The sequence below is a fragment of the Pseudomonas sp. Pseusp21 genome (assembly GCF_059492145.1).
The window spans coordinates 4,609,098-4,626,982 of the sequence record NZ_CP168520.1 but is presented as its reverse complement, the minus strand read 5'-3'; the positions used below and the strand labels follow the sequence as shown (position 1 = coordinate 4,626,982).

General features: G+C 58.4%; 17 protein-coding genes and 3 tRNA genes. 2 read left to right on the top strand and 18 right to left on the bottom strand.

Going from position 1 to position 17,885, the window contains the following annotated elements; translation table 11 throughout:
• The first annotated feature begins 69 nt into the window (after window positions 1-69).
• Window positions 70-918, top strand: coding sequence for a carboxylating nicotinate-nucleotide diphosphorylase (nadC, locus tag ACEN93_RS20900; protein ID WP_007953729.1), 849 nt, complete (start codon window positions 70-72; stop codon window positions 916-918).
• 88 nt (window positions 919-1,006) lie between these two features.
• Here the strand turns inward: nadC and ACEN93_RS20895 are convergent, their stop codons facing one another.
• The 17 genes from ACEN93_RS20895 to rlmE all read right to left on the bottom strand — a co-directional run bounded on the left by ACEN93_RS20895 (window position 1,007) and on the right by rlmE (window position 17,054).
• Window positions 1,007-1,306 (bottom strand): DUF6388 family protein, encoded by a 300-nt coding sequence (locus ACEN93_RS20895; RefSeq protein ID WP_039769697.1) that lies wholly within the window; start codon window positions 1,304-1,306, stop codon window positions 1,007-1,009.
• A gap of 234 nt (window positions 1,307-1,540) precedes the next feature.
• A tRNA-Thr gene (locus ACEN93_RS20890) sits at window positions 1,541-1,616 on the bottom strand.
• A gap of 129 nt (window positions 1,617-1,745) precedes the next feature.
• A complete protein-coding gene (gene pnp, locus ACEN93_RS20885; RefSeq protein WP_011332410.1) occupies window positions 1,746-3,851 on the bottom strand; it encodes a polyribonucleotide nucleotidyltransferase in 2,106 nt (701 codons plus the stop codon).
• Between the two features lie 194 nt (window positions 3,852-4,045).
• Window positions 4,046-4,315: a 30S ribosomal protein S15 gene (rpsO, locus tag ACEN93_RS20880; RefSeq protein ID WP_011332409.1), complete on the bottom strand. Its 270-nt coding sequence runs from the start codon at window positions 4,313-4,315 to the stop codon at window positions 4,046-4,048.
• 141 nt (window positions 4,316-4,456) lie between these two features.
• Window positions 4,457-5,374 carry a tRNA pseudouridine(55) synthase TruB gene (truB, locus tag ACEN93_RS20875; protein WP_007953739.1) on the bottom strand — a complete coding sequence of 306 codons (918 nt, stop codon included), beginning with the start codon at window positions 5,372-5,374 and terminating at the stop codon, window positions 4,457-4,459.
• Window positions 5,375-5,378: 4 nt separating this feature from the next.
• A complete protein-coding gene (gene rbfA, locus ACEN93_RS20870) occupies window positions 5,379-5,780 on the bottom strand; it encodes a 30S ribosome-binding factor RbfA (protein ID WP_007953741.1) in 402 nt (133 codons plus the stop codon).
• 159 nt (window positions 5,781-5,939) lie between these two features.
• A complete protein-coding gene (infB, locus tag ACEN93_RS20865) occupies window positions 5,940-8,456 on the bottom strand; it encodes a translation initiation factor IF-2 (RefSeq protein ID WP_074691904.1) in 2,517 nt (838 codons plus the stop codon).
• 27 nt (window positions 8,457-8,483) lie between these two features.
• Entirely contained in the window at window positions 8,484-9,965 is a 1,482-nt protein-coding gene (nusA, locus tag ACEN93_RS20860) for a transcription termination factor NusA (RefSeq protein WP_003221546.1), read from the bottom strand.
• 47 nt (window positions 9,966-10,012) lie between these two features.
• On the bottom strand, window positions 10,013-10,471 hold the full coding sequence (gene rimP, locus ACEN93_RS20855; RefSeq protein ID WP_039769696.1) for a ribosome maturation factor RimP: 459 nt from the start codon (window positions 10,469-10,471) through the stop codon (window positions 10,013-10,015).
• A gap of 138 nt (window positions 10,472-10,609) precedes the next feature.
• Window positions 10,610-10,686 (bottom strand) — tRNA-Met (locus ACEN93_RS20850).
• Window positions 10,687-10,783: 97 nt separating this feature from the next.
• Window positions 10,784-10,869, bottom strand: a tRNA-Leu gene (locus ACEN93_RS20845).
• Window positions 10,870-10,891: 22 nt separating this feature from the next.
• Window positions 10,892-11,275, bottom strand: a complete 384-nt coding sequence (secG, locus tag ACEN93_RS20840; RefSeq protein WP_011332406.1) for a preprotein translocase subunit SecG — start codon at window positions 11,273-11,275, stop codon at window positions 10,892-10,894.
• A 4-nt stretch (window positions 11,276-11,279) separates the two neighbouring features.
• Window positions 11,280-12,035, bottom strand: a complete 756-nt coding sequence (gene tpiA / locus ACEN93_RS20835) for a triose-phosphate isomerase (RefSeq protein WP_007953744.1) — start codon at window positions 12,033-12,035, stop codon at window positions 11,280-11,282.
• Between the two features lie 65 nt (window positions 12,036-12,100).
• Window positions 12,101-13,438: a phosphoglucosamine mutase gene (gene glmM / locus ACEN93_RS20830; RefSeq protein ID WP_039769173.1), complete on the bottom strand. Its 1,338-nt coding sequence runs from the start codon at window positions 13,436-13,438 to the stop codon at window positions 12,101-12,103.
• A gap of 16 nt (window positions 13,439-13,454) precedes the next feature.
• Window positions 13,455-14,306 carry a dihydropteroate synthase gene (gene folP, locus ACEN93_RS20825; RefSeq protein WP_074691907.1) on the bottom strand — a complete coding sequence of 284 codons (852 nt, stop codon included), beginning with the start codon at window positions 14,304-14,306 and terminating at the stop codon, window positions 13,455-13,457.
• An 8-nt stretch (window positions 14,307-14,314) separates the two neighbouring features.
• A complete protein-coding gene (gene ftsH / locus ACEN93_RS20820) occupies window positions 14,315-16,222 on the bottom strand; it encodes an ATP-dependent zinc metalloprotease FtsH (RefSeq protein ID WP_011332403.1) in 1,908 nt (635 codons plus the stop codon).
• 202 nt (window positions 16,223-16,424) lie between these two features.
• Window positions 16,425-17,054, bottom strand: a complete 630-nt coding sequence (gene rlmE / locus ACEN93_RS20815) for a 23S rRNA (uridine(2552)-2'-O)-methyltransferase RlmE (RefSeq protein ID WP_007953751.1) — start codon at window positions 17,052-17,054, stop codon at window positions 16,425-16,427.
• A gap of 101 nt (window positions 17,055-17,155) precedes the next feature.
• Here rlmE and ACEN93_RS20810 point away from each other — a divergent pair, with 101 nt between their 5' ends.
• Complete coding sequence (locus tag ACEN93_RS20810) at window positions 17,156-17,464, top strand: YhbY family RNA-binding protein (protein WP_007953753.1); 309 nt, start codon at window positions 17,156-17,158, stop codon at window positions 17,462-17,464.
• 9 nt (window positions 17,465-17,473) lie between these two features.
• Here the strand turns inward: ACEN93_RS20810 and ACEN93_RS20805 are convergent, their stop codons facing one another.
• A complete protein-coding gene (locus ACEN93_RS20805; RefSeq protein WP_039769166.1) occupies window positions 17,474-17,878 on the bottom strand; it encodes a hypothetical protein in 405 nt (134 codons plus the stop codon).
• Window positions 17,879-17,885 lie beyond the last annotated feature (7 nt).

Below are 17,885 nucleotides of genomic sequence, written 5' to 3'. Positions count from 1 at the left end.
GCTGTTCTCGCCTTGGGTTGGCCGACGCCATGCCCCTATAATCGGACCACTTAGTTTGTGGAGCCCGTTATGCCGAATCTACGTCTCGCCGATTTGACCGCCGAAATCGAAGCCAACGTGCGCCGTGCGTTGCTCGAAGACATCGGCAGCGGCGACATCACCGCGCAACTGATCCCGGCCGAACGCCTGGCCAAAGCCACCATCATCACCCGTGACGCCGCCGTCATCAGTGGCACGGCCTGGGTCGATGCGGTGTTCCGCCAGCTCGATCCGCGGGTGGCGGTGCATTGGCAGGTGCGCGATGGCGAACGGGTTTCGCCCAATCAGCCGTTGTTTCATCTGGAAGGCCCTGCCCGCTCACTACTGACCGGCGAGCGCAGCGCCCTGAACTTCCTGCAATTGCTGTCGGGCGTGGCGACCCGCGCGCAGTACCTGGCGGACTTCGTCGCCGAGACCTCGGTAAAACTGCTCGACACCCGCAAGACCCTGCCGGGCCTGCGTCTGGCGCAGAAATACGCGGTCACCTGCGGCGGTTGCCATAACCATCGCATCGGTCTCTACGACGCGTTCCTGATCAAGGAAAACCACATCGCTGCCAGCGGCGGCATCCCGCAGGCCATTGCCGCTGCGCACAAGATCGCCCCGGGCAAGCCGGTGGAAATCGAAGTGGAAAGTCTGGAAGAGCTGAAGGAGGCGCTGGCCGCCGGAGCCGACATCATCATGCTCGATGAGCTGAGCCTCGACGACATGCGCGAAGCCGTGCGCCTGAACGGCGGCAAGGCAAAACTGGAAGCCAGTGGCGGCATCAACGAAAGCACGCTGCTGCCGATCGCACAGACCGGGGTGGATTACATTTCGATCGGCGCGATGACCAAGGACGTGAAGGCCGTGGATCTGTCGATGCGACTGAGCATTTAAGGGCAGCGGCAAGATGCGAGCTACAAGCTGCAAGCCAAAGCGGTTGTGCTTTTACTTGTAGCTTGCGGCTTGTAGCTGGCAGCTCTCGTCAAACGACGAGATTGTTCATCTCGCAGTACTCTTCCCACTCGACGCCCAACACCTCGGCCGCTTCCTTGTGCAGCTCCAGGCGCTTGGCCTCGAACTCCTCAGGTGTGCTGGTGTACTTGAGGGTCAGTTCCCACGGCTGCAGGCCCTGGGCTTCGGCTTCATCTTCGAACGCCCACTGGATCTGGTCTTTCTGATCATCGGGACTCAGGTCCTTGATCTCTTCCTTCAGATCCGGAACATCCAGGATGTATTTTCTAAGCGCTTCTTCGTGACGTTGCTCTTGAGTTAATTCGGTCATGGCGTTCTCGCTGATCATAGGAATGGAGGATGGATCTGGATCATCAAGGATCTCTCTGACGCGGACTGTCCGGCCTTCGGAACCATTCGGGATCATCTGAAAACTGCTGGGCGATGCTCATGCAGGCACCGAATATAGGACGTTTGCATGGCGAATTACACGGCTCTTTACATCTCTCCCACAAAAAGTTGACCTGTGGAACATAAATGCCGGTTCAAAAGGATTAGGGAGAGGTGGTGCCCGAGACAGGAATCGAACCTGCGACCTTCGCGTTACGAGTGCGCTGCTCTACCGGCTGAGCTACACGGGCGGTGGGCTAAACCTAGCACTGGTCTTGCAGGTCGGCAACTTCGCCGAATGACTCGATATTTCATGGACAAAAAAATGCCCCGCCGTTTTCACGGCGGGGCATTTTCATTGCGCTAGGACTGCGGGGTGATTAAACGCCCGAAGCCTTGGCAGCTGCCACGTCTTTGATGGACAGCTTGATACGGCCGCGGTTGTCCACGTCCAGTACCAGTACTTCCACTTCCTGGCCTTCTTTCAGGATGTCGGTCACTTTCTCTACGCGAGCGTCGCTCAGCATCGAGATGTGAACCAGACCGTCCTTGCCCGGCAGGATGTTGACGAATGCGCCGAAGTCGACGATGCGCTCAACCTTGCCGACGTAGATCTTGCCGATCTCGGCCTCTGCGGTGATACCCAGAACGCGCTGACGAGCTGCTTCAGCCGCTTCCTTGGTTTCGCCGAAGATCTTGATCGAGCCGTCGTCTTCGATGTCGATCGAAGCCTTGGTCTCTTCGCAGATCGCACGGATGGTCGCGCCACCCTTACCGATAACGTCACGGATCTTGTCGGTGTCGATCTTCATAGCGATCATGGTCGGAGCGTTGGCCGACAGTTCGGTACGCGACTGGCCGATGATCTGGTTCATCTGGCCGAGGATGTTCAGGCGCGCTTCCAGGGCTTGGCCCAGAGCGATTTCCATGATCTCTTCGGTGATGCCCTTGATCTTGATGTCCATCTGCAGCGCGGTCACACCTTTGGCGGTACCGGCTACTTTGAAGTCCATGTCGCCCAGGTGGTCTTCGTCACCCAGGATGTCGGTCAGGACGGCGAACTTCTCGCCTTCTTTAACCAGACCCATGGCGATACCGGCAACCGGTGCCTTCATCGGGACACCAGCGTCCATCAGGGCCAGGGAAGCGCCGCAAACGGAAGCCATCGAGCTCGAACCGTTGGATTCGGTGATTTCCGATACCACACGGATGGTGTACGGGAACACGTCAGCGGCAGGCAGCATGGCCGAAACCGAGCGACGGGCCAGACGGCCGTGACCGATTTCGCGACGACCGGCGCCACCCATGCGACCACACTCGCCCACCGAGAACGGAGGGAAGTTGTAGTGCAGCATGAACGGGTCTTTTTTCTCGCCTTCCAGGGTGTCCAGCAGTTGCGCGTCACGGGCGGTGCCCAGCGTCGCGACGACCAGAGCCTGGGTTTCGCCACGGGTGAACAGTGCCGAACCGTGAGTCTTCGGCAGAACGCCGACTTCGATGTTCAGCGGACGTACGGTGCGGGTGTCGCGACCGTCGATACGTGGCTTGCCGTTAACGATGTTTTCGCGAACGGTGCGGTATTCGATTTCACCAAAAGCGGCTTTGACGTCGGCAGCCGAAGGCTGGCCTTCTTCACCGGACAGCTTGGCCACAACCTGGTCACGCAGCTCGCCCAGACGCGCGTAACGGTCGGCCTTGATGGTGATGGTGTAAGCCTGGGAGATCGCTTCGCCGAACTCGGAACGGATAGCGGCCAGCAGCTCGGTGGCTTCTGGAGCAGGTGCCCAGGTCCAGGTTGGCTTGGCGGCTTCGGCAGCCAGTTCCTTAACGGCGTTGATCACGACCTGGAACTCGTCGTGAGCAAACAGTACTGCGCCCAGCATCTGGTCTTCGGTCAGCTCTTTGGCTTCCGATTCAACCATCAGTACGGCGTCCGAAGTACCGGCAACGACCATGTCCAGGCTCGAGGCAGCCTGCTGCTCGTAGGTCGGGTTCAGCAGGTAGCCGGTGCTTTCGTGGAAAGCAACGCGAGCGGCGCCGATCGGGCCGTCGAACGGAATGCCGGAGATCGCCAGGGCAGCCGAGGTACCGATCATCGCAGCGATGTCCGGATCGGTCTTCTTGCTGGTGGAAACGACGGTGCAGACAACCTGCACTTCGTTCATGAAACCTTCAGGGAACAGTGGACGGATCGGACGGTCGATCAGTCGGGAAGTCAGGGTTTCTTTCTCGGAAGGACGGCCTTCACGCTTGAAGAAACCGCCAGGGATCTTACCGGCAGCGTAGGTCTTTTCCTGGTAGTGAACGGACAGAGGGAAGAAGCCCTTGCCCGGATCGGCTTGCTTGGCACCGACTACGGTCACCAATACGCTGACGTCGTCGTCAACGGTGACCAATACTGCGCCGGAGGCCTGACGGGCGATACGGCCAGTCTCGAGGGTAACGGTCGACTGACCGAACTGGAATTTTTTGATTACCGGGTTCACGGTGTCCTACCTTCTTTGTGGCTCTTGGGGGAACTGGTTTCTTGCGAAATTCTTGGGCAATGCCGGGAATCGGCCCGACGCCTGTCCAGGGTAAAACGTGTATCCAGATAAAACTTGAGGCTGGGAGCCTGCCGGACGCCGGCGGAAACCCGCTGACGTCTGACAGACAACCAACCTCATAGCGCAATCGCTGATTAGCGACGCAGACCCAGGCGAGCGATCAGAGCGCTGTAACGGCTCACGTCCTTGCCTTTCAGGTAGTCCAGCAGCTTGCGACGCTGGTTAACCATGCGGATCAGACCACGACGGGAGTGGTGGTCTTTACCGTTGGCCTTGAAGTGACCTTGCAGTTTGTTGATGTTGGCGGTCAGCAGTGCAACTTGCACTTCTGGCGAACCAGTGTCACCAACAGCTTGCTGGTAGTCGGCAACGATTTGAGCTTTTTCTTGAACGTCGAGAGCCATGAGGCAATCCTTTTATCAGGAAACCGTTTCAAAAACGGTTTCAACAGGCCAGGGACAAATCCCTGTATCTATAAATGAGTAGTGACCGTGCCTGTTGACAGCCACACTCGCCGGCCTGCTGTTACACAGACCGGTTTCCGGTCATTCTGACCGAATCAGTCGACGCGGCGCGATGCGCCCGTCTTCGCTCACTTCACCGATACCGATGAAGCGACCGTTGTGATCCTGTACCCGCACCATGCCGAACTTCGGAGCATCCGGGGCACGTACCGGCTGGCCGTTGAGCCAGTAGAACGCGCTCGCTTCCGAGAACTGAAGCAACGGCCAATCCTGCAGGCCGCTGTCCGATGGCATCAGGAAGCGGTCGACCGCTTCGTTGCCGCCTTCGGCATGTACCGCTTCCAGCTCTTCGAGGGTCACGGTCTGCGCCAGGGTGAATGGCCCGGCCTGGGTACGGCGCAATTCAGCGACGTACGCACCACAACCGAGTTGCTCACCGATATCCTCCACCAGGGTGCGAATATAGGTGCCCTTGCTGCAATCCACCGCGAGTCGCGCAGTATCGCCTTCGAAGGCCAGCAATTCCAAGCGCGCAATAGTAACAGAACGCGGTTCGCGCTCCACTACTTCGCCTGCACGGGCCAACTTGTACAGCGGCTGGCCATCACGCTTGAGAGCGGAGTACATCGGCGGTATCTGACTGATTTGCCCGCGAAATTTCGGCAGAACCGCTTCAATGTCGGCCTGACCAACGGTCACCGGACGCTCCTGCAAAACCTCACCCTCGGCGTCCGCCGTGGTGGTGGTCTTGCCCAGTTGCGCCAGGGTTTCGTAACCCTTGTCGGAATCAAGCAGGTACTGCGAGAACTTGGTCGCCTCGCCAAAGCACAGCGGCAGAACGCCGGTGGCCAGTGGGTCGAGACTGCCGGTGTGACCGGCCTTCTCGGCGTTGAGCAACCAGCGAACCTTCTGCAACGCGGCGTTGGAGGTGAACCCCAGCGGCTTGTCGAGCAGGATGATGCCGCTGACGTTACGACGGATACGTTTGACCTGAGCCACCGAGTTACTCCTTGGTGTCTTCGGGTTCTGCCGCAGCCACGTGCTGATTGTCCTCAGCCACGGCGCGCTCGATCAGGGCCGACAGGTGCGCACCCCGCACGACGCTTTCGTCGTAGTGGAAGTGCAATTGCGGCACGCTGCGTAGCTTCATTTCGCGGGCCAGCTGCATGCGCAGGAAACCGGCGGCAGCGTTGAGCACCTTGATGCTTTGCGCGATGTCTTCGGCGTTGTCCTGCCCCATCACGGTGATGAAGATCTTCGCGTGACCGACGTCACGGCTGACTTCCACAGCGGTAATGGTGACCAGGCCGACGCGCGGGTCTTTGACTTCACGACGGATCAGCTGGGCCAGCTCACGCTGCATCTGATCGCCGATACGTTGGGTACGGCTGTATTCTTTTGCCATGATTTGTTACCTGTTACTGCCCTGCGGTGAAACCCGCAAGGTCTGAAAGCGGCAAACGCCCGGCCTGACAAAAGCCAGACCGGGCGTTGCGTTTAGAGTCCTGACGCCGTGCTGCGCACTTGCATCCGGCGGCCCGACGTGGCCCTTGAAGTGCGCGAGTCAGAGGCTGCGAGCAACCTGAACCTTCTCGAAGACTTCGATCTTGTCGCCGACTTTGACGTCGTTGTAGCTCTTCACGCCGATACCGCATTCCATGCCGGCACGTACTTCGGAAGCGTCATCCTTGAAGCGGCGCAGGGATTCCAGCTCGCCTTCGAAGATCACGATATCTTCACGCAGTACACGGATCGGACGGTTACGGTGCACAACACCTTCGATCACCATGCAACCAGCGATCGCGCCAAACTTCGGCGAACGGAACACGTCACGGACTTCGGCCACACCGAGGATGTTCTCGCGAACGTCGCTGCCAAGCATACCGGTCAGGGCTTTCTTGACGTCTTCGATGATGTCGTAGATCACGTTGTAGTAACGCATGTCCAGACCTTCCTGCTCGACGATCTTCCGGGCGCCGGCATCGGCACGCACGTTGAAGCCGAACAGTACAGCGTTGGAAGCCAGTGCCAGGTTGGCGTCGGATTCGGTGATACCACCGACACCGCCACCGACCACGCGCACTTGCACTTCGTCGTTGCCCAGGCCGTTCAGAGCGCCCTGCAAGGCTTCCAGCGAACCACGGACGTCGGATTTGAGGACGATGTTGAGCGTCTTCTTCTCTTCCTGGCCCATGCTTTCGAAGATGTTTTCCAGCTTGCCGGCGTGAGCGCGAGCCAGTTTGACTTCGCGGAACTTGCCTTGACGGAACAGAGCCACTTCACGGGCTTTCTTCTCGTCGGCAACCACGCTCATTTCGTCGCCGGCGTCAGGCGTACCGTCCAGGCCGAGGATCTCGACCGGAATGGCCGGACCCGCTTCCTTGATCGGCTTGCCGTTCTCGTCGAGCATGGCGCGCACGCGGCCATAGTTCGAGCCGACCAGCACCATGTCGCCTTGACGCAGCGTACCGTCCTGAACCAGAACGGTCGCCACCGGGCCACGGCCCTTGTCGAGACGCGATTCAACCACGACACCGCGGCCAGGAGCCGAAGGAGTGGCGGTCAGCTCGAGAACTTCAGCCTGCAGCAATACAGCTTCAAGCAGCTCGTCGACGCCGGTACCCATCTTCGCGGAGACCGGAACGAATGGAGTGTCACCACCCCAGTCTTCAGAGGTCACGCCGTGAGCCGACAGTTCGCTGCGGATGCGATCGAGATCAGCACCCGGCTTGTCGATCTTGTTCACCGCAACCACCAGCGGAACGCCGGCAGCAACAGCGTGCTGAACGGCTTCGATGGTTTGTGGCATCACGCCGTCGTCCGCCGCAACCACCAGGATCACGATGTCGGTCGCCTTGGCACCACGGGCACGCATGGCGGTAAACGCGGCGTGACCAGGGGTGTCGAGGAAGGTGACCATGCCGCGTTCGGTTTCAACGTGGTATGCACCGATGTGCTGGGTGATACCGCCGGCTTCGCCAGCAGCTACCTTGGCACGACGGATGTAGTCGAGCAGCGAGGTCTTACCGTGGTCAACGTGGCCCATTACGGTCACGACCGGCGCACGAGGAACCGCTTCACCTTCGAACTTCAGGGACTCGGCCAGGGAATCTTCCAGGGCGGTGTCGCTGACCAGGGTCACTTTGTGGCCCAGTTCTTCTGCGACCAGTTGGGCAGTTTCCTGATCCAGTACCTGGTTGATGGTGGCCGGGGTGCCCAGCTTGAACATGAATTTGATGATTTCGGCAGCCTTGACCGACATCTGCTGGGCGAGATCGCCAACAGTGATGGTTTCGCCGATCTTCACTTCACGCACGACAGGGCCGGTCGGGCTCTGGAAACCGTGGGCGTTGCGTTTCTTCAGCTTGGCCTTGCCGCGACCGCCGCGACGGAAGCCATCGCTCTCTTCGTCGGTAGTGCGTGGCGCCACACGTGGAGCCGGAGCCTTTTCCTTGACCGATGCGCGATGCGGAGCGTTTTTGCGCTCGCCATCACCACCGCCACGACGGTTGTTGTCGTCAGCACGTGGTTTGTCCGGACGGCGCTGTTCGTCACGCTTGCGAGTGTCGGAAGCTGGCGCAGCAGCCACAACCGGCGCAGCTTCGCGCACTGGTTCGGCCACTGGCGCAGGGGCAGCGACGGCTTCGGCAGGAGCGGACGGCGCAGCAGGCTGGCGACGCGCTTCTTCTTCGGCGCGAACGCGGGCTTCTTCTTCAGCCTTCTGACGGGCAGCATTTTCTACTGCGCGACGTTCATCCAGTTCACGCTTGCGCTCGGCTTCGATTTCTTCCGGGCTACGCTGTACGAAAACTTTCTTCTTGCGGACTTCAACGCTGATGCTTTTGCTGCCAGCCACACGCAGGGTGCTGGTGGTTTTACGCTGCAGCGTGATCTTGCGTGGTTCTTCCACTTTCGCCTTGTGGCTGCTTTTCAAGTGGGTCAGCAGGGATTGCTTCTCACTGTCAGTCACATTTTCTTCGGCGGCGGTGTGCGGCAGACCTGCCTCACGCATCTGCTGCAACAGGCGCTCTACCGGTGTTTTGACCTCATCGGCCAGTTGTTTCACCGTGACTTGCGTCATGCACTTCTCTCCTCAGGCCGCGCCTAATTACTCGAACCAGTGGGCTCGGGCGGCCATGATCAACTTGCCGGCACGATCATCGTCAATGCCGTCGATGTCGAGCAGATCGTCAATAGACTGCTCGGCCAGGTCTTCGCGGGTAATTACGCCGCGCACCGCCAGTTCCATCGCCAAATCCTTGTCCATACCCTCAAGCGAGAGCAGGTCTTCGGCCGGATGGGCGTCTGCCAGCTTTTCCTCAGTAGCGATGGCTTTGGTCAACAAGCGATCCTTGGCACGAGCGCGAAGCTCGTTGACGATGTCTTCGTCAAAGCCGTCGATGTTGAGCATTTCTTCCAACGGTACGTAGGCAATCTCTTCCAGGCTGGTGAAGCCTTCGTCTACCAGCACCTGAGCCAGTTCTTCGTCGACTTCCAGCTCGTCGATGAAGTTGCGCAGGATGTCGCCGGTTTCCGCTTGTTGCTTAGCCTGGATGTCCGATTCGGTCATCACGTTCAGGGTCCAGCCAGTCAGCTGGCTCGCCAGACGCACGTTCTGACCACCACGACCGATGGCCTGAGCCAGATTGTCTGCGCCAACGGCGATGTCCATGGCATGGGCATCTTCGTCAACGATGATGGCCGCCACTTCTGCCGGCGACATGGCATTGATCACGAACTGTGCCGGGTTGTCGTCCCACAGGACGATATCGACACGCTCGCCACCCAACTCGCCCGACACGGCCTGGACGCGCGAACCGCGCATACCGATGCACGCGCCTTGCGGGTCGATGCGTTTGTCCTTGGAGCGGACAGCGATCTTGGCGCGCGAACCCGGATCACGGGAAGCGGCCATGACTTCGATCAGACCTTCAGCGATTTCCGGCACTTCGATACGGAACAGCTCGATCAGCATTTCCGGCGCGGTACGCGACAGGATCAGCTGAGGGCCGCGGTTCTCGGTGCGGATTTCCTTGAGCAGCGCACGCAGACGCACGCCAACACGGAAGGTTTCGCGAGAGATGATGTCTTCACGGGCCAGCAACGCTTCAGCGTTATTACCCAGGTCGACGATCACGTTGTCGCGGGTCACTTTCTTCACGGTGCCGGAGATGATTTCTCCCAGGCGCTCGCGATAAGCGTCAACCACTTGAGCGCGCTCGGCTTCGCGCACTTTCTGCACGATGACCTGCTTGGCGGTCTGCGCAGCGATGCGGCCGAACTCGATGGACTCGATCTTTTCTTCAACGACGTCGCCAACCTTGGCGCCAGGATGCGTTTCAGCAACCTTGCTAGGCCAGGTTTCGATGGCCGGATCATCGAGATCATTCTCTTCGACGACCGTCCAGCGACGGAAAGTTTCGTAAGAACCGGTGTGGCGATTGATTTCCACACGCAGATCAACTTCGTCTTCAAAACGCTTTTTGGTAGCAGTGGCCAGAGCCAGCTCCAGCGCTTCAAAAATCACGCTTGCCGGTACACCCTTTTCATTGGATACCGACTCAACAACCAGCAGTACTTCTTTGCTCATCGTACGCCTCGCCTTTCGCAAGCCATTGGATCCGCGGGATCCGCGTCTCAGTCAAAACTGGGAATAATGTTGGCCTTGTCGATCATATCGATCGGCAACAGGAACTCATGGTCATCTACCTGCACCACGACGTCCTGCTCTTCTACACCGCGCAGAAGGCCCTGAAAGTTGCGTCGACCTTCAAAAGGCGAGCGCAGCTTGATCTTCACTTGTTCACCGACATATTTGGCAAACTGCTCAAGAGTGAACAGTGGGCGTTCCATGCCTGGCGAGGAAACTTCAAGGGTGTATTCAACGGAGATCGGATCTTCAACATCCAGCACACCGCTAATCTGACGGCTGACGATGGCACAATCGTCCACCAGTACGCCGCCTTCCTTATCGATATAAACGCGCAACATTGAGTGGCGACCTTGAGCCGAAAACTCAATACCCCAGCATTCATAGCCTAGGGCCACGACCACCGGGGCCAGCAAGGCCTGCAACTCTTCTAGCTTGCTCGACACCTGAACCCCCTCGTGCATGTATGTGCATGCTATGCAAAATAAAAAAATGGGCGAAACGCCCATCCTTGAAACGCCGTCGAACAGCGGCGTTGAAAGTGTCCAGCTAACAAAAAGCCCCTTAAAAGGGGCTCCTTAAACTGGTTGCGGGGGCCGGATTTGAACCGACGACCTTCGGGTTATGAGCCCGACGAGCTACCAGACTGCTCCACCCCGCGACAAAGCTGGGGCGGAAGTATACGACCGATCCCTTTTAGGGTCAATGTAACCTTCCACCTGCAAGAAAGCCCGCAACAGCGGGCTCTCCTGACTAATTGGTACCGAGAAGGGGACTCGAACCCCTACACCCTATGGGCACAACCACCTCAAGGTTGCGTGTCTACCAATTCCACCACCTCGGCAATACTACGTTTGAAACCCTTCTTACTTCTGCTCTTGAGCTGGAGGTACGTCAGTCGCTGGAGTAGCCGACTTTTGCTCTTGAAGCACCGGGACATCATCAGAAGCCGGCTGTTGCTTTGGAACTTCCAACACTGCCGGGTTTGGCAAACCTGCTTGAGTCAGCTGATGAGCCTTCTCTTTAGCAAAGTATCCTAACCCCAAGCTGGTTATGAAGAAACCGGCGGCAAGTATAGCAGTAAACTTACTAAGAAAGGTAGAGGAACCTTGGCTTCCGAACACAGTATTTGAAGCACCTGCTCCGAAAGACGCGCCAGCGTCCGCACCTTTACCCTGCTGCAGCAAAACCAGAGCAACTACGCCCAATGCACCCAGCAGATGAAAAACGACTACGACTGTTTCCAGCATTTTTTCAGTTTCCCGCGGCGCGACAAATCGCACCGAACTCATCTGCATTCAGGGAAGCTCCACCAATGAGCCCCCCATCGATATCCGGCATGCCGAACAGTTCGACCGCATTGGCCGCCTTCACGCTGCCGCCGTATAGAAGCCGCACACCTCGTGCCACTTCAGAATTCTCTGCCGCCAACTGCTCGCGAATGGCTTTATGCACATCCTGAGCCTGTTGCGGCGTTGCAGTCAGCCCGGTACCAATCGCCCAGACCGGCTCGTAAGCGATCACTGCGTTGGCAAAAGCACCGACACCCAGCTCCTCGATGATACTGCCCAGCTGACGCCCGACAACCTCAAGAGTCTTTCCGGCTTCGCGCTGCTCCAGGGTCTCCCCTACACACAACACCGGAATCAAGCCACATGCCTGTGCCGCTGCGAACTTGCGATTCAGCATTCCGTCTCGCTCACCCATGATCTGGCGGCGTTCGGAGTGCCCGACAAGCACCAGGGAACAACCTGCATCCACCAACTGACTCGGCGCAATCTCGCCCGTCAATGCACCTTGCATGGACTCCACCGCAGAATTCTGTGCACCGACCGAAATCGATTTGCCTTTCAAGCCATCAATCACTTGATTGATATACAAGCAAGGCGGGAATACCGCGACATCAACACCGCTTGGCAAGGCCAGATGACGAAGGCCGTTGATCAGCTCAGCGACGCTGGCGCGGGTACCGTGCATCTTCCAGTTACCAGCTACCATAGGGCGACGCATGCTGTACCTCGTCGGTCAAAGTGGGCGCAGATGTTACCCAACACAATCATGGCTGGCAAGCCGAATCAGGCAGAAACTTCAGTTACCAGTTTTGCCAGTTCTTCGGCATAGCCACGAACCTGGATTTCGTCCTCGCCTTCGACCATCACACGCACCAGAGGCTCTGTCCCGGACTTGCGCAAAAGCACACGCCCGCGCCCCGCCATAGCCTGGGTTACGCGTGCGCTCGCCTCCTTGACAGCCGGGTGCTCCAGCGGGCTGTCGCCACCGCCGAAGCGCACGTTGATCAGCACTTGAGGACACTTACGCAGGGCCTGACGAGTTTGCGCCAGACCTTCGTTGCGTGTTTTCAATGCCATCAGCACCTGCAACGCCGCAATGATCGCATCGCCAGTCGTCGTGTGGTTGAAGCAAACGACATGTCCGGAGTTCTCGCCTCCGACCAGCCAATCGCGCTCCAGCAATTCAGCAATCACATAGCGGTCGCCGACATTTGCACGCACAAAAGGAATACCCAGATCCGCCAGAGCCAACTCCAGGCCCAGATTGCTCATCAGCGTACCGACCACACCGCCCTGCAATTTGCCTCGCTCATGCAGATCGCGCGCGATGATGAAAATCAGCTCGTCACCATCGACTATCGCCCCGGTGTGGTCGACCATCAGCACCCGATCACCATCACCGTCGAAGGCGATACCCAGATCCGCATGCTCGGACAACACCGCCGCCTGCAATTGCCCCATGTGCGTGGAGCCACAGTTGTCGTTGATATTCAGACCATTGGGCTGCGCGGACAGAACCACAACTTCGGCACCCAGCTCACGGAATACGCTCGGCGCGACCTTGTAGGTAGCTCCGTGCGCGCAGTCGATGACAATCTTCAGTCCGGAAAAACTGGTGCCGGTCGGCACAGAGCTCTTGCAAAACTCGATATAGCGACCGGACGCATCATTGATTCGCGACACCTTGCCAATCTTGCTCGACTCTACAACAGTCATTGGCGTATCTAGCAATTCCTCGATCATCAGTTCCAGCTCATCGGGCAGCTTGGTGCCTTTGCCGGAGAAAAACTTGATGCCGTTATCGTCATGCGGATTGTGCGATGCACTGATCACGATTCCGGCCTCAGCCTGGAATGTACGCGACAGGTAGGCGATGGCCGGAGTCGGCATCGGACCGAGCAGCATTACATCGGCGCCCGCAGATGTCAGACCAGCCTCAAGGGCCGATTCAAACATGTAGCCGGAAATTCGCGTGTCCTTGCCGACCAGTACCTTGCAGGCCCCCATCTTGCGAAAGGCCATACCGGCAGCCCAGCCGAGCTTGAGCATGAAGTCCGGAGTGATCGGGTATTCCCCGACGCGACCACGAATCCCGTCGGTACCAAAATATTTCTTGCTCATAAGTGCTCCATCATTCTTATTCGGCTGATTCCACGGCTGCGAGCATTCGCACCACGTCCACCGTTTCTGCCACATCATGGACGCGCAATATACGCGCACCTTTCACCGATGCCAGTGCAGCCAGTGCCAAACCGCCATACAGACGCTCACCCACAGGGCGATTCAATGCATGGCCGATCATGCTTTTGCGCGAAACGCCCACCAATAGCGGCCGCCCCAACGCATGCAGGGCTTCCATATGCTTGAACAAGCTTAGATTGTGCTGCAGGGTTTTGGCGAAGCCGAAGCCCGGATCAAGAATGATCCGCTCGGCCGGAATGCCTGCCTCCTCGCACTGGGCCATGCGTTCGGCAAGAAACTCACCCACTTCCCGGGTGACATCCTGATAACGCGGATCATCCTGCATGTCGCCAGGCTCGCCGAGCATGTGCATCAGGCACACGGGCAATCCCGTGGCCGCCGCCGCATCAAGCGCGCCATCCCGCCGTAGCGAACGAACGTCGTTGATCAAGCCAGCACCCAAACGCGCTGTTTCGCGCATGACCGCCGGAGTGGACGTATCGACCGATATGACCACATCCAGTTCGCGATTGATAAGCTCGACGACGGGAGCGACACGTTCCAGCTCCTCCAACGGAGAAACCGCCCGCGCGCCCGGGCGGGTCGACTCGCCGCCCACATCGATCAGTGTTGCACCCGCCGCAACCATGGCTTCGGCATGACGCAAGGCCGCGTCGAGCTGGCTGTATCGGCCACCGTCGGAAAAAGAATCAGGAGTGACATTGAGAATGCCCATGACATGCGTCCGGGCCAAATCAAGAACCCGGTTGCCGCAAGGCAACCGGGTCAGGGACTGTACAGAAGTCATTTCAAACCTTAAACGTCGGCAGCCGGACCGCCAATCGGTGTTTCCGGACGCTCGCCCTGAATGACAGGTGGCGTGCCAGTACCGGTGCCACCCGACCAATCGCGAGGCTCGCGAGGTGTACGACCGGCCATGATGTCGTCGATCTGCTCGGCATCGATCGTCTCGTACTTCATCAGCGCATCCGCCATGGCATCGAGCTTGTCGCGGTTGTCCGTGAGGATCTGCTTGGCCGTGCCGTAGCACTGATCAATGATGCTGCGCACTTCGGAGTCGATCAGCTTGGCTGTCTCACCGGAGAAGCTGGCATTCTGACCGCCACCGCCGCGACCGAGGAATACCTCACCCTCTTCTTCGGCGTACATCAACGGACCGAGTTTTTCCGACAGGCCCCACTTGGTCACCATGTTCCGCGCAATCTGACTCGCACGCATGATGTCGTTGGAAGCACCAGTCGTCACACCGTCGAAGCCCAAAGTCATCTCTTCGGCAATACGGCCGCCGTACAGCGAGCAGATCTGACTGATCAGCGCACGCTTGGACAGGCTGTAGCGATCTTCTTCCGGCAGGAACATGGTCACACCGAGTGCACGACCGCGCGGAATGATCGACACCTTGTAGACCGGATCATGCTCGGGCACGACACGACCAACAATGGCGTGGCCTGCTTCGTGATAAGCGGTGTTCTGTTTTTCCTTCTCGGACATGACCATGGATTTGCGCTCGGCGCCCATCATGATCTTGTCTTTGGCCAGTTCGAATTCTTTCATTTCGACGATGCGCTTGCCCGCACGGGCAGCAAACAGCGAAGCCTCGTTGACCAGGTTCGCCAGGTCGGCGCCGGAGAAACCCGGAGTACCACGTGCGATAACAGCCGGAGCAACGTCATCACCCATCGGCACTTTACGCATGTGAACCTTGAGGATCTGCTCGCGACCACGGATGTCCGGCAAGCCGACCACCACCTGACGGTCGAAACGACCCGGACGCAGCAAAGCAGGGTCCAGCACGTCAGGACGGTTGGTCGCGGCGATGACGATGATGCCGTCATTCATTTCGAAACCGTCCATCTCCACCAGCAACTGGTTGAGAGTTTGTTCGCGCTCGTCGTGACCGCCGCCCATACCGGCACCACGATGGCGACCAACGGCGTCAATCTCGTCGATGAAGATGATGCATGGAGCGTGTTTCTTGGCCTGTTCGAACATGTCACGAACGCGGCTGGCACCTACACCGACGAACATTTCGACAAAGTCGGAACCGGAAATGGTGAAGAACGGGACCTTGGCTTCGCCGGCAATCGCCTTGGCCAGCAAGGTCTTACCGGTGCCCGGAGGACCAACCATCAGCACGCCGCGAGGAATGCGGCCGCCCAGGCGCTGGAACTTGCCCGGATCACGGAGGAATTCGACCAGCTCGCCAACCTCTTCCTTGGCTTCGTCGCAACCGGCAACGTCAGCCAGTGTGGTTTTCACCTGATCCTCGGACAGCAGACGCGCCTTGCTCTTGCCGAAGCTCATCGGCCCGCCCTTGCCGCCCGCGCCGCCCTGCATCTGGCGCATGAAGAACATGAACACCGCGATGATCACCAGGATCGGGAAGCTGGCCACCAGAAGCTGGGTCCAGATACTTTGCTGCTCAGGCTGCTTGCCTTCGACCACGACGTGGTTGTCGACCAGGTCGCCGATCAGGCCATTGTCCTGAATTGCCGGACGAATGGTCTTGAAGCTGTCGCCGTCGTTGCGCTTGCCGGTAATCACGTAGCCGTCGACGGCCACGCGCTCGACCTTGCCATCCTTGACCTGCTGGATGAAGTCGGAATAGTTGAGGGTCTGCGGCTCGTTAGGGCTGGAGAAGTTGTTCATCACCGTCACCAGGACTGCCGCGATGATCAACCACAGGATCAGATTCTTTGCCATATCGTTCAATTAACTACCCTCTGAAGCAAGCTCCGCTACTGGCGCGCGCTTCGCATGATATTCACCGGCCTAACTTACTACATTACCTACAGCTCTGGCAGGCGCCGTCTGTAACCCTTTGTGAAACACTTTCTACACAATATTCGCTTATGCGCGCGGGGCGAAATACGAAAAACCTATCACCCCGCCAAAAAACCTCGTTTTACTCGCTACGACCGCGGTAGCCCCAAGCGAGCATGTATTGCTCACGAGAGCTGCCACGAGAGGAGTCCGGCTTGATCATCTGGATCTTGTCGAACTTCTTGCGAGCATCCTTCAGGTAAACATCGAACCCTTCGCCCTGAAAAATCTTGATCACGAAATTGCCACCCGGCTTGAGGATCCGTTCCGCCAGATCAAGCGCCAGCTCGCAAAGGAACATGGCTTTTGGCATATCCACTTCAGGCGTACCACTCATATTGGGGGCCATATCGGAAATCACAAGGTCCACCTGCGAATTACCCACAGCCTCAAGGATCTGAGCGAGCACTGCATCCTCGGTGAAGTCCCCCTGAATAAAAGTCACGTCCGGAATGCTATCCATTTCCAGGATGTCCGAGGCGATCAATCGCCCCTGACCACCGATCAGCCGGCTGGTGACCTGCGACCAGCCGCCAGGCGCCGCGCCGAGGTCGACGACGTTCATGCCCGGACGGATCAGTTTGTATTTCTCCTGGATCTCCAGAAGCTTGTAACTCGCACGCGAGCGGTAGCCATCCTTCTGCGCTTGCTTCACATAGGGATCATTGACATGTCTTTTCAGCCAACCAAGGCTTGTCTTGGAACGCGCCATTGGGCACCTCGTTGATTAGGGTCGTGATTAATTGGGCGGATCCACGAGCCCTCGGGTAAAATGGCCGCCATTTTACAGAATCCAGACGAAAGGGTCAGATTATGCCGCTCACTCCAGAGCAGAAGAAACAGTACAAATCCATTGGTCACCACCTGAAACCAGTTCTGACTGTGGCTGACAACGGTTTGACTGAGGGTGTTTTAGCCGAACTCGAACGCGCATTGGCAGATCACGAGCTGATCAAGATCAAGCTCAACATCCTCGATCGCGAGGCGCGCCTGGCGTCCGTTGCAGAGCTGTGCAAGACCGGCAAGGCCGATCTGGTTCAAGTCATCGGCAAGATGGCACTGATTTACCGCAAGAACTTCAGCGTCAACAAGCAGCTGTCGAACGTCCATCGCTTCAAGTGATGGCAAGGGTCAAGGGTGTGCTTCGCGCACCCTGCCACTCCAACCCGGCACCGGCTGCAATACCAGCACCAACCCGGAAAAACCCAACACAAGAAAGCTGAACACCTGCCAGCGCTGCGCATCTGGCCAGCCGACACGCACTGCGACAAACATCGCACACGCATACAACGCCATCAACAACACCTGCCCGCGAAAATCCCGCCATAGACTGGCAAGGCCCTCGGTCTGTATCAGCACCAAAGCCTGAAATATCACGCACGCGACGGCAAAACCCACCACCGCCACTTCAAACGTACTTGCAACCTCATCGATCAGCAGCGGAGCCAGGCCAATTTGACCCAGCACCGGCCGCAGACCGAGATGTACCAACCACAGGCCACCGACCCACAACATCTGGGCCAGTTGCCAGAGCATCGCGCCC

What these genes read in the sequence shown, in the direction of transcription:
- nadC (WP_007953729.1), top strand. Translation starts at nt 70, where the DNA reads ATGCCGAATCTACGTCTCGCCGATTTGACCGCCGAAATCGAAGCCAAC.
- ACEN93_RS20895 (WP_039769697.1), bottom strand. Translation starts at nt 1,306, where the DNA reads ATGACCGAATTAACTCAAGAGCAACGTCACGAAGAAGCGCTTAGAAAA.
- rpsO (WP_011332409.1), bottom strand. Translation starts at nt 4,315, where the DNA reads ATGGCTCTCGACGTTCAAGAAAAAGCTCAAATCGTTGCCGACTACCAG.
- rbfA (WP_007953741.1), bottom strand. Translation starts at nt 5,780, where the DNA reads ATGGCAAAAGAATACAGCCGTACCCAACGTATCGGCGATCAGATGCAG.
- infB (WP_074691904.1), bottom strand. Translation starts at nt 8,456, where the DNA reads ATGACGCAAGTCACGGTGAAACAACTGGCCGATGAGGTCAAAACACCG.
- nusA (WP_003221546.1), bottom strand. Translation starts at nt 9,965, where the DNA reads ATGAGCAAAGAAGTACTGCTGGTTGTTGAGTCGGTATCCAATGAAAAG.
- secG (WP_011332406.1), bottom strand. Translation starts at nt 11,275, where the DNA reads ATGCTGGAAACAGTCGTAGTCGTTTTTCATCTGCTGGGTGCATTGGGC.
- tpiA (WP_007953744.1), bottom strand. Translation starts at nt 12,035, where the DNA reads ATGCGTCGCCCTATGGTAGCTGGTAACTGGAAGATGCACGGTACCCGC.
- glmM (WP_039769173.1), bottom strand. Translation starts at nt 13,438, where the DNA reads ATGAGCAAGAAATATTTTGGTACCGACGGGATTCGTGGTCGCGTCGGG.
- folP (WP_074691907.1), bottom strand. Translation starts at nt 14,306, where the DNA reads ATGACTTCTGTACAGTCCCTGACCCGGTTGCCTTGCGGCAACCGGGTT.
- ftsH (WP_011332403.1), bottom strand. Translation starts at nt 16,222, where the DNA reads ATGGCAAAGAATCTGATCCTGTGGTTGATCATCGCGGCAGTCCTGGTG.
- rlmE (WP_007953751.1), bottom strand. Translation starts at nt 17,054, where the DNA reads ATGGCGCGTTCCAAGACAAGCCTTGGTTGGCTGAAAAGACATGTCAAT.
- ACEN93_RS20810 (WP_007953753.1), top strand. Translation starts at nt 17,156, where the DNA reads ATGCCGCTCACTCCAGAGCAGAAGAAACAGTACAAATCCATTGGTCAC.
- ACEN93_RS20805 (WP_039769166.1), bottom strand. Translation starts at nt 17,878, where the DNA reads ATGCTCTGGCAACTGGCCCAGATGTTGTGGGTCGGTGGCCTGTGGTTG.